The following is an 11,849-nucleotide window of genomic DNA, read 5'->3' as shown; positions in this document are numbered from 1 at the left end:
TAGTGCTTGAGCTTATTTATATATATTTTAAGTATAATTGCATCAATTAAAGATAGTAATTTTCTAAGGATTTCAACTTGCTCGAAAATATGAATGAAAAATGTGCAGTGGTAGGTATATTCGGTCATGAAGAAGCTTCTAAATTAGCTTACTTCTCTTTACATGCGTTACAGCATCGTGGTCAAGAAGCAGCTGGGATAAGCTCTTCTGATGGAAAAAAACTTCACACTATTAAAAAACGTGGTCTTGTTATGCGTGTTTTTGATGAAGCAAAACTAAAAACATTAAGCGGTTCAAGTGCTATTGGGCATACACGTTACTCTACTGCTGGAGATGACTCAATACTTGATGCTCAACCGGTATTTGCTAGATATGACTTAGGTGAAATGGCAATTGTTCATAATGGTAACCTCACAAATGCAGAAGAAGTTCGAAATAAGCTCATCGAAAAAGGTGCGATTTTTCAAACCTTTATGGATACAGAAAACTTAATTCACCTTATTGCTAAAAGCGAAAAAGATAAACTTATAGATAGAATTATCGACGCTGTACAAAAAATCGAAGGCGCCTTTTCTCTTGTCTTTTTAAGTAGAAAAAAAATGTTCGCAATGCGTGATGCTCATGGTTTTCGTCCTCTTAGTTTAGGTCGTCTTCCAAATGGTGGCTATATTGTTGCTTCTGAGACATGTGCATTTGACCTTGTTGGAGCTGAGTTCATCCGTGATGTTGAACCAGGTGAACTTCTCATATTTGAAGAAGGTAAAAAACCTAAATCAATCAAAGTTTTTGAGCCAACACCAAAGCATTGTATATTTGAATATGTATACTTTGCTAGACCTGATTCAAATGTATTTGGACAATCAGTTTACCAGATGAGAAAAAATATGGGTAAAGAACTCGCTCATATCCAGCCAGTTGATGCTGATGTTGTTATTCCGGTTCCAGATGGTGGCGTTCCTTCTGCTATAGGGTATGCTCAAGAAAGTGGGATACCTTACGAGATGGGAATTATGCGTAACCATTACATTGGTCGTACATTTATTGAGCCAACACAAGCGATACGTGACCTTAAAGTGAAAATGAAACTTTCGCCTATGCCTGGCGTAATCGCAGGAAAACGTGTAATTGTAATTGATGATTCGATTGTACGTGGAACCACTTCAAAAAGAATTATTAGAATGTTAAAAGAAGCAGGAGCAAGCGAAGTTCATATGCGTGTTTCTTCACCACCAACAACAGATCCATGTTTTTATGGGGTTGATACTCCAGATAAAGAAAACCTTATTGCAGCAAATATGACAACACAAGAAATTTGTGACTATATTGGTGCTGATTCTTTAGCATACCTTGATGAAAATTCACTTTTAAGAAGTGTGAATGCTACAACTGACAACTATTGTACAGCTTGTTTTACAGGAAACTATATAATTTAATGAAGCAAATCTATACATATGGAAATTATCTAAAAGAAAAATTTAATTCTAAAGTTTATAAAGTTGGAATCAATATTTCTGGTTTCACCTGTCCAAATATTGATGGAACTGTTGCTAAAGGTGGATGTACGTTTTGTCAAAATGATTCATTTTCTGCAAGTACTGGTGAAGTACAAGAACTAAAGGGTTTCCATTTAAACTTAGATTCTAAAGAAAACCCTTTTTTAGATAAACAATTACTACAACTCACACAGCAATTTGAATCCATATCTGCAAGACAAGCAAGAGAATATGGCGCTCAAAAATTTCTTGTATACTTTCAATCTTTTACAAATACCTATGCTCCCTTTGAAACACTCAAAGCTCTCTATGACAAAGCTCTTTCATTTGAGAATGTAGTTGGACTCAGTATTGGAACTCGTTCTGATTCTATTACTGAAGAGACTCTTTCTTACCTAAGCGAACTTAACAAAGATAAAGAAATATGGATAGAGTTTGGTATCCAATCAATCTACGATGAGACATTAGAAAAAATTAATCGTGGGCATGATAGTGCAAATGTTAAAGAATGGATTATAAAGTCTAAAGATGCTGGTTTAAATGTTTGTGGACACCTTATCTTTGGTCTTCCAGGCGAAACTAAAGAGATGATGATTGACACTGCTAAAGAAGCTTACAAGTGGGGTATTGATTCGGTAAAGTACCATCCGCTTTATGTAGTAAGAAGAACTGCTTTAGCAAATGAATTCACTTCTGGTAAATTTACACCTATCAGCGAAGAAGAGTATCTCAACGTTTTAATAAAAACTATCCAATTAAAGCCTGAAAATGTCTCTGTTCAAAGAGTAACAGCCGGCATTGATGATGATTCACTTCTTTCCCCAGCTTGGTGTAAAAATAAAAATACGCAAATTAAAAATATTAATAAAGCATTAAAACCAATAGGTCTTAAATACTAAGACTTAGCTTTACTTCCCTCTTACTTCCACAAAATCAGCAACACTTCTAAAATATCCAGGATATTTAAAGTGAACTCTAAATTGTTTTGCAGCACCAGCTTTAAGATTCTTGGCTACTATAAACTCTTTTGTAATTGATTGTGGTTTTGATTTTGCCATACCCATCCCACCACTAAAGAAATCGACAATTCCACTCGCCTTATAAAAGTTACCGCCTTTGACATTTCCTGTAGCATGGCCTTTATTTACAAGCTTAATTTCTAAAACAACCTTACCTATAGGGTAATTACCTACATTTTTAATAATACCACTATAAATTATCCGCTCAGTGGAAAGTAATCTTTTATTTTTAATCTTAACAACTTTTACTTTTTTTGTGTATTTATCTACCACCATAACAGAAAAAAAAGCTAAGAGAGTAGAGATTAAGAAAGCTGTAATTAACATTGGTATAATCAACTTCTTTTCTTGTCTAAAAGCAGATATAACACCAATTAAAAAAATTAAAAAAGATATCCCTAAGAATATATAGTGCCAGTAATTAAGTAAAGTCATTTACATTTCGCTCCTAAAGTAATATTGTAATCTCGAGAATACGTAAAAGGTTCTACAATAATTTTAAAATTCACGCTTTTGCCTTTAGCAATATCTTCTTTTATAATCGACATTTTCTTGATTGTCTTAAACTGTAGTATATAGTTTTTTAGAGTATTTTTACTCACTTTATGAACATTTGCTGTAATCTTACAAGACTTAAAATTAAACCTAGAAGTATTTTCTAGTATCCCTTTAACAACAATGGCCTCTGTGAATTCTAATCTTTTTTGCGAAGATAATGTAGTCATATTTGAGAATAAAAAGTTATGCATTTGTATACGCCCAATAGTTGGAGTAATAATGAGTATAATAAAGCCTAGAAGTATTAAAATGATAGCAAGAGCTATCTTTTTACGAAGAACTATTCCAAGAACAATAAAAAGGATAAAAAGAACAAAGCTAGCTCCAAAAATAATATAATCATACATGATTAAAGTATCTAAAAAAGCTTGTATCTTTGACTTCATATATATGTCCTAATTAGTCTTCTCTTGAGTTTTTCTCAGCTATCCCGCTCATATCAAATCTACTCGCTAATTCTTGCTTGATTCTATCTGGTGAAATATTTTTAGCAGCAAGAGCTACTAACATGTGATATGTTAAATCAGCTGCTTCATATACCATTTCCTTCTCATCATTATCTTTGTATGCAAAACAAAATTCGCCAGCCTCTTCTACAACTTTTTTCAAAATTGTGTTGTCACCTTTTGCAAAAAGTTTTGCTGTCCAAGATGATGAAGGGTCTGCATATTTACGTTCTTGTATGGTGTGGTAAAGAGTATCTATCACTCCGTACATTGCATCAGTATTTACTTCAACATCACTATGTGCTTCACCTGTTTCAAGTTCTGTAAAAAAGCAAGACTTTCTACCTGTATGACAAGCTACACCTTCTTGCGTTACTTTTAGAAGAAGGGTGTCATTATCACAATCAAGATTAAAAGAGTGTATAGATTGAGTGTGCCCACTGCTTTCACCTTTTTTCCAAATGCGTTGTTTAGAACGTGAGAAGTAATGTGCAATTTTTGTAGACAGAGAAAGTTCTAAAGCTTCTTTATTCATATAAGCCATCATAAGAACTTCACCATTAGCATTGTCCTGAACGATAACAGGAAGAAGTTTACACTTCTCCCAATCTACTCTTTGTATTGCTTCATTCATGTTTTAGTTAGCCGTAGTTCTTTGCTTAAGGTTTTTAGTATCAACCCAAATATTTGGAGTTGATCCACCAGGAGTTAGGAAAATTTTAGCATCTTTGTTTTCACGAAGCGCATCATTAAATTTACCTTGAATTTTAATTTGCTCTAATTGTAAAAGTTGACTACTTAAAGACTTAGCAATTAAAATATTTGCTTTTGCTTGAGCATCAGCTTCAATCGTTACCGCATCTGCAATACCTTGTGCTTCAATTCTTTTCTTTTGCGCGATACCTTCAGCTTCTGCAGCACGTTTAAGTGCTTCTTGTTTTACACGCTGTACATCTTGTTCTGCTTTTTGAACTTCTTGTTTTGCAACTTGAACACGTTCTATCTGCTCTTTTACTTTTTGAGGAAGTCCAATTTCACGAAGTTGTACTGATTGTAAATCTGCTGGTGAATTTTTAAGGCCAACAACATTTTTTCTCACTGCTTCATCGATTTCTGCTGCAATTTTATTTCTCATTTGAGGAAGTGACTCTGCATCATACTTACCAACAACATTTCTTACAACATCTCTTACAACAGGGTTTATAATTTTATCTTCCCATGAGAATCCCCAATTAGAGATTGTTTGTGCTGCAAACTGAGAGTTAAGACGATACTGAACAGTAAGTTCAATCGTAACAGGAAGACCACGTCTATCAAGAACTGTAATAGCTGGTTTTGAACCAATTCCAGATGCTCCAGAGTTAGCTTCTATACGTGATGCATAATTAATAATACGAACTTTAGTGTCAACTACATATACTTTTTGTATAACTGGAACAATAAAGTGAAGTCCCGGTAAAAGTGCTTGATCTTGGTATTTACCATTAGTACTTAAAATACCACGTTGTCCTTCTTCGATGATTGTAAAAGGTTTTGCTAGAACTAACATAATTATAACTGCAATTACAAAATAAATTATTCCAGACTTTCCACCCATATCTAAGTTAATTTTTGGGAATTCTGGGCCTTTTCCGCCACCGTTTCCACCACCTGAACCACCAGTAGTTTTTTTGCCACTACCGTTCTCGCTTTTTTTCTTGTTAAAATAATCATTCATATCTGATGCCATTGTTATCGTATCCTTCATAAAATTGTTTCCTTGTAAAAATTTTGCTTTTTTTAAAAGCTGGCTCTACTAGCCTCAGCTAGATAAAAGGAACTAAGTTCCTTTTGCTAATTAGTCGATGTACGTTAAGTAATGCTCAAATGTTTCACATCTACCAAATACAATATCAAAATACATTGTTTGAATTTGTTCAGTCATAGGACCTCGACTACCACAACCGATCTCTCTTGCATCAACATTAGCAACTGGAGTTATTTCAGCTGCTGTTCCTGTTAAAAATGCTTCATCCGCAACATATATTTCTTCTCTTGTTATACGTCTACGTGTAACTTTTATATCAAGAAATTCTGCAATCTCTATAACCATTTTTTGTGTTATAGAGGCTAAAGAGTTATCATTTGGAGGAGTAATCAGTTCACCGTGTTTAACCATAAAGAAACATGCTCCACTCGCTTCAGCTACATAACCTTGGTCATCTAAAAGAAGTGCTTCATCATATCCGCAATCAATAGCTTCGTATTTTGCCATTTGTGAATTTAAATAGTTTGCAGTTGCTTTTGCTTTACCCATACTTGAAGTATTAGCAGCTCTTGTCATTGATGCAATTTTGAGTCTAATTCCATTTTTTAAACCATCTTCACCAAGATATGCACCCCATTCCCAAGCAGACATTACGGTTTCAACTGGAGCATCCTTATGATAAACACCCATTACACCGTAGCCTAAAAATGCAAAAGGACGAATATACACATTATCCCCTACGAAATCATTCTTTTTGATTAGATCAATCTGGGCTTGATTCATCTCCTCTACTGAATAAGGGATATCTATAAGTGTCATCTTTGCAGATTCTTTTAATCTTGTAGTGTGCTCATTCAAACGAAAAATCGCATAACCTTTTTCAGTTTTATACGCTTTTGTTCCTTCGATGACACCATTTCCATAGTGTATCGTATGAGAAAGTACATGTACCTTTGCATCATCCCAATTTATAAATTTTCCATTCATCCAAATATATTTGGCTGCGTTCATTAAATCTCCAATAATTATTACATTAAAATTATTGTATTTTATCCAAATTGCTGTTTATATTAGATTAATTACATTCTCACCAGACTCTTTACTAGTTTTACCTTTAGGTTTTCTAGGAGAGGAAGAATCAACTTCTGGCTTTTTTTTCAGCCAACTCAGTGCATCAGTATTGTACATAAGAACTGGAATAAAAAATAATGACACTAAGGTTGCTGCAATACTACCAAAAATGAGGGCAATACCTAAGCCTCCAAAAATTGGGTCAGTCGATAAAAGAAGACTTCCTAATATAATAGCTATAGCTGTAAGCATAATTGGTTTAGAACGTGTTCCGGTAGCTACGGCAATAGCACGGTGTGTATCCATTCCTTTTGCGATTAATGCTCGAGAGAAATCTATTAATAAAAGTGAACTTCGGGCACTAATTCCCATAAGAGAAATAAATCCAATTAATGAAGTTGCTGTAAGATAAAAGTTATCTCCAGTAATCAAAAGCTGGATTTTATCAGTAAGCCAATGTCCAGAGATAACACCCATTATGGAAAGAAAAGATCCGGCTAGTACGATACCACTCAATGCAAATGACTTATAGTAAACTACAATAAGTAAAAACATCAATACTAAAGCTGCAATAAATGCACCCCCTAAATCTCTAAAAGTATCCAAAGATACTTTCATTTCTCCATCCCAGCGAAGAAGCAATTTTTCATTTGAATTTTTTGACTGAAGATTAAGATCAAACATAAATGTCGAAATTCCAGGAACCTTTGTTACATTAAAATCTTTTGAAAGTTTCTCTACTAGAGCATCTCTTGCCTCAAGAAGAGGATATACTTGACTAACCATGTCACACTCAGCTGTTATGCTAATCATGTTTTTTAAGTTTTTTCGAAAAATTGTAGGACTTGATAAAACCTCATGCACCGAAACAACTTCCTTAAGAGGAACCATTACACCCATTTTATTCATCAACTTTAATGAAGACAATTTACGGTTAAGTGCCTCTATTGATTTATCACTAAAACGATGTGACTCTTCAGATAGACGGACAAAAATTGGAATCTGATCTTGTTGATCTCGCGTATTTTTCACTGCAACTGACATACCCTTAAATGCAAGATAAATAATATTATTTACCTGTTCTACATTAAGCCCACTAATCATAATCTTCTCTTTATTCGGTGCTAGTTCGTATTTAGTATAAATAGTATCTTCCATCGTGTCAATATCAACGAGACCTTCCGTTTGCTTGAAAGTCTCTGCTATTATAGCCGCGGTTTTACGCATAAGCTTATCATCTTTACCATACAATTCTATAGCGATTGTCGCTAAAGTTGGAGGACCTGCTGGCATCTCAACAAAACGTATAGTACTTCCCGGTACTACAGGATTACAAGTATCATTAATCAAAGGACGCATACGGTGTATCATGTTATATGAGGCTTCATCACGAGTATTTTTATGAGTAAGATTAACCACAATTTCAGCTTGATACTTCATTCGTTTAAAATCACTTCCCTTTACTAAACCTGCGTAGTCAAGTGGTGCACCTTGACCTAGGTACACTTCCAAATCAATCACAGCTTTTTCTTTTATAAGTACATCTTGAATACACTCCGTAACCGATTCAGTCTGCGCAATAGAACTGTTTGTTGGTGTATCAATATATATTGTAAAAGTATTTGCACTTTTTCCTGGTAGCATTTTAGCCAAAACAAGTTTTGTAGGTATCATCATAAATGAAGCACCCAATAATACTAATGTTATGATTACAACCGTACGTCTTAGCCACGCCTTGTCTAAGATAGTATAAACTATTTTTTCCATTGCAACCAACTCCACTTATTTTTTACTATCATGTAATAAACAATACCAATATTCTTTTCTAGTTTACATCCAAAATTTCTCATAACTCCAATCTCTTGGGGCCCTTCAAGCTCACACTCCTGATGCTTATGTCTCATTAATATTTTAGCTAAATATGGGGTAAATACATACGCAACAAAAAGAGATACTGCTAAAGCAATCGGTACATTAAGTGGTATGGGTAACATAAATTGTCCCATCATCCCTCCAACAAATGCCATAGGAACCATTGTCAAAATAATCGCTATTGTTGCAACATTTGTAGAAGGACCTATTTCATCAGTTGCTTCAACAATTAGATCATCAAAGTCTTGAAACTTACTTTTAGCCAAGTGCATATGACGGTGAATATTTTCAATTACGATTATCGCATCATCAACTATAAGTCCAAGACTAAGTAAAAAAGCAAAGAGTGTAATTCTATTGATAGTCTGGTCTGTCATATATGCAATAAAAAGTGTTAATGCTAAAATCATTGGTACCGCGATGGTAACAACAAGAGATTCTCTCCATCCTAAAAATGGTATGAGGATAAGAGCAATGATAAATATTGTTATGACAAGGTGGTGAACCAACTCATTTACCGCTTCATTCGCACGAATACCATAATTTCTTGTGATAATATAACCAACACCTTGACTTTGAAGTTCCTCTTTAGATTCTCTAATCTTTGCAATAATATCCTCAGAAATTGTAACAGCATTAGTTCCCTTCAGCTTTGCGACCGTAAGCGTTAATTGATCACCTGCTTTACGAAACTCTCCATTTGTATCTCTATAACTTAAAAGAACTTTTTGAAAATTTTGGATATCGTAACTATACGTAATTTTTGCAATATCACTTAAGTAGATTGCAGAACCTCTATACTGCGCAATGATTAAATCTTTTAAATCAGCAATATCTTCAATGGCATTTTTTATACCAAAAACAATAAGCTCATTGCTTTGCGTTGGAGCATCAATTTCAGGGGAATTTTTTGATATTGATTGTATTGATTGTGCTACTTGACCAAGTGAAATATGAAAAGCTGCTAGTTTATCCAAATCAATCATTACGTTAAACTGTGGACTCTTTGCACCTTTTAAAATAGTTTTAGAAACATTTTCTAAACTATTGATTTCTTGTTGTAAATCACGAATTGTCTTATACAATTTTAGGTTATCAATCTTTTCATCTTCTAGCTTAAAAAAAGCAATACTTAAAATTGGGATATCTATATCAATGTCAAATGGTTTAATAAGGGGCTGCATTGTGCCCATTGGAAGGGAGTCCATATTTTGCATCACTTTATCATAAAGCTTTAAATTTGAAGATTCTCTCTCTTCTCCAATATAATATTGTACATTAACCATACCTACATTATTCATAGCAGTACCGTATATATGTTCAACACCTTTAATCTCATTCATACGACGTTCAAGAGGTTTAATAATAACATTCGTAATTTCTTTAGGTGATGTTCCAGGAAGAGCGATTATAACCGACCCACCACTCACTGCGATTTGAGGGTCTTCTTCTCGTGGCATTACAAGTAGGGATATATATCCAAGTAATAAAATGGAAATACCAAAAATCATTGTTAAAGGATTTTTGAGAAATGCTTCTGCTAAATAACCTGCAATATTCTTAGACTTATAAACTTTCATGTATCCCCTACTTTCATTGAATAAAATATATTATACTGTGTTTTATCAAAAAATAATCACATCTGTTATTAAAAAGAATTATTTATAAATATACTGTGAATATTAAGCTTTTTTATATATAATTTCAGGCTAATATATTAATAAGGTTACCCATGGCAGAGACTTACACTGATTATAAAGACGTGGATCAGAAGCAATTACAAAAAGACATAGATGCGATTAAAAAAACTATTGGTGCTACAACTGAAGAAGATTTTCAACATTTACTAAAACTCGAACGCTGGGGACGTGCTTCAACTCTTAGTGGTTTTGCATTTATTTTACTTGTAATTTACCTTGATTACTCAGCTTACCCTCTTCACTGGATTGCTTTTTGGGGGATTGGGATTATGGGTTCGTTTCTTATTGGAGTAGGGAATGTTTCACGTTGGTCAAACGTAACACATCCAATTCTACATGGCGCATATGATAAAGTACCAAATATCCCAAAACGCTACACCAAAGATGGCTTTGCATCTGGAAATCGTAGATGGATAGATTGGTTAGACTGGATTAAACCTGATGCTTGGGCATTTGAGCATAACATTATGCATCATTACCACTTAGGTGAGGCAGATGATCCAGATAATGTAGAGAAAAATTTGGAGTGGCTACATGAAGCAAAAATTCCTACTTGGGCGAAATATGCATTTGTATATATTTTTGCTTTTACATGGAAACTTACATACTATGCACCAAATACACTCAGAATTTTAGAAAATAAAGCAAGAGCCTCAAAAAAAGAAGAACCTACACTTAAGTATGAGTTAACACCATTTACAAAAAATGGTTTAGAGTTATGGAAAAGTTATATACTTCCTTATGGACTTTTCCAGTTTATATTTTTACCTCTACTTTTCTTTCCTTTTGGTGGAATGGAAGCCGTTTTAAGTGCCTTTGTTCTCATTCTTATTGCTGAAGCATTTGCAAATTTACATTCATTCTTAGTAATCGTACCAAATCATTCAGCTGAAGATATTTATCAATTTTCAACACCTCATAAAACACAAGGTGAGTACTATCTACGTCAAATTATGGGAAGTGTAAACTACAATACAGGAACAGACCTTATTGACTTTGGACAAGGTTTTTTAAACTACCAAATTGAGCATCATTTGTTTCCAAACATGCCCCATAGTTTTTATCAAAAAATGCAACCTATCGTAAAAGATATTTGTAAAAAGCACAATTTAGAGTATAGACAAGAGTCTGTATTTAAAAGAGTTCTCATGACTGTTGACTTAATGGTTGGTAAAACTAAACTACGCACTATAGAAGGGATTTAAACCCTTTTATCATTTCTCTCTTCTTTTTTTGTACTTAGCTATATACATTTAACAAAACAAGCTATAATTAAGATAACTTATGCTGTATACACCCATTTTCCATCCCCATAAATAACTATATATTATTCTTATATATCAATTTATCACTTTTTTATAATAATTTATTACTATGTAACATATTAGAACATTGCCCTATATAATACTTGAAGAATATAGTATTTAAGACTTACTAAAGTTTTAAACTAGTATAAATACTTAAGGTTAAATATAATATTTATTAATACGTATACATAAACTATTTGTATTTTTAGTATAGCTTCCTCTTATATTTAGATTTTGTTCGTGTTTAACTTTGTTTAGCAAAATGGTGAGTTTTTAAAAACTTTAAGATGTATTATCTAAAGGAGGAAGTGTGAAAACTAAGACTACACTTCAAAAGATCGCAATATTGGCATTTTTAATAGCTATTGGATTCTTTATATACTTGATTGTTGCTGCAAAAGCATTCTCATACCTATCTAAAGACCCCAAAGCATGTATTAACTGTCATGTTATGAATACACAGTATGCGACATGGCAACACAGTTCTCACGCGCAACGTGCTACTTGTGTAGAGTGTCATTTACCTACAGATGGTGTTATCAATAAATATATGGCAAAGGCAAGAGATGGATTTAACCATACACTTGCTTTTACATTAAATACTTATGATAATACAATGAAAATAAGTGATGATGG

General features: G+C 33.4%; 11 protein-coding genes. 4 read left to right on the top strand and 7 right to left on the bottom strand.

The annotated features are described in order from the left end of the window. Window positions 1-77 precede the first annotated feature (77 nt). Together purF and ACI9TV_RS01130 are read left to right on the top strand one after the other, a co-directional pair. Window positions 78-1,433, top strand: a complete 1,356-nt coding sequence (gene purF, locus ACI9TV_RS01135; RefSeq protein WP_415248921.1) for an amidophosphoribosyltransferase — start codon at window positions 78-80, stop codon at window positions 1,431-1,433. Further along, window positions 1,433-2,392, top strand: coding sequence for a TIGR01212 family radical SAM protein (locus ACI9TV_RS01130; RefSeq protein WP_415248920.1), 960 nt, complete (start codon window positions 1,433-1,435; stop codon window positions 2,390-2,392). Before purF ends, ACI9TV_RS01130 begins: the two co-directional genes overlap by 1 nt. A 9-nt stretch (window positions 2,393-2,401) precedes the next feature. Here ACI9TV_RS01130 and ACI9TV_RS01125 read toward each other — a convergent pair whose 3' ends face one another. From ACI9TV_RS01125 to ACI9TV_RS01095, 7 genes are all read right to left on the bottom strand, one after another. Further along, entirely contained in the window at window positions 2,402-2,947 is a 546-nt protein-coding gene (locus ACI9TV_RS01125; protein WP_415248919.1) for a DUF2393 family protein, read from the bottom strand. Then, a complete protein-coding gene (locus ACI9TV_RS01120) occupies window positions 2,944-3,456 on the bottom strand; it encodes a DUF2393 family protein (RefSeq protein ID WP_415248918.1) in 513 nt (170 codons plus the stop codon). The genes ACI9TV_RS01125 and ACI9TV_RS01120 overlap by 4 nt, the downstream gene beginning before the upstream one ends. Window positions 3,457-3,469: 13 nt before the next feature. Next, a complete protein-coding gene (gene hisIE, locus ACI9TV_RS01115) occupies window positions 3,470-4,150 on the bottom strand; it encodes a bifunctional phosphoribosyl-AMP cyclohydrolase/phosphoribosyl-ATP diphosphatase HisIE (protein ID WP_415248917.1) in 681 nt (226 codons plus the stop codon). Between the two features lie 3 nt (window positions 4,151-4,153). Beyond that, complete coding sequence (locus ACI9TV_RS01110) at window positions 4,154-5,245, bottom strand: prohibitin family protein (RefSeq protein WP_415248987.1); 1,092 nt, start codon at window positions 5,243-5,245, stop codon at window positions 4,154-4,156. Window positions 5,246-5,353: 108 nt separating this feature from the next. Further along, a complete protein-coding gene (locus ACI9TV_RS01105) occupies window positions 5,354-6,274 on the bottom strand; it encodes a branched-chain amino acid transaminase (protein WP_415248916.1) in 921 nt (306 codons plus the stop codon). Window positions 6,275-6,328: 54 nt separating this feature from the next. Then, window positions 6,329-8,101: an efflux RND transporter permease subunit gene (locus tag ACI9TV_RS01100; protein WP_415248915.1), complete on the bottom strand. Its 1,773-nt coding sequence runs from the start codon at window positions 8,099-8,101 to the stop codon at window positions 6,329-6,331. After that, window positions 8,089-9,786, bottom strand: a complete 1,698-nt coding sequence (locus ACI9TV_RS01095) for an efflux RND transporter permease subunit (protein ID WP_415248914.1) — start codon at window positions 9,784-9,786, stop codon at window positions 8,089-8,091. The genes ACI9TV_RS01100 and ACI9TV_RS01095 overlap by 13 nt, the downstream gene beginning before the upstream one ends. A 152-nt stretch (window positions 9,787-9,938) precedes the next feature. On the opposite strand from ACI9TV_RS01095, the gene ACI9TV_RS01090 reads away from it, so the two are divergent. Further along, window positions 9,939-11,111: a fatty acid desaturase family protein gene (locus ACI9TV_RS01090; protein ID WP_415248913.1), complete on the top strand. Its 1,173-nt coding sequence runs from the start codon at window positions 9,939-9,941 to the stop codon at window positions 11,109-11,111. Window positions 11,112-11,523: 412 nt separating this feature from the next. Further along, window positions 11,524-11,849 (top strand): NapC/NirT family cytochrome c (locus ACI9TV_RS01085; protein WP_415248912.1); only part of this gene is annotated, 326 nt, incomplete at its 3' end.

Source organism: Sulfurimonas sp., from assembly GCF_047622445.1.
Classification (GTDB): domain Bacteria; phylum Campylobacterota; class Campylobacteria; order Campylobacterales; family Sulfurimonadaceae; genus Sulfurimonas.
The sequence above is the reverse complement of the archived record's forward strand: the minus strand, read 5'-3'. Positions and strand labels throughout refer to the sequence as shown.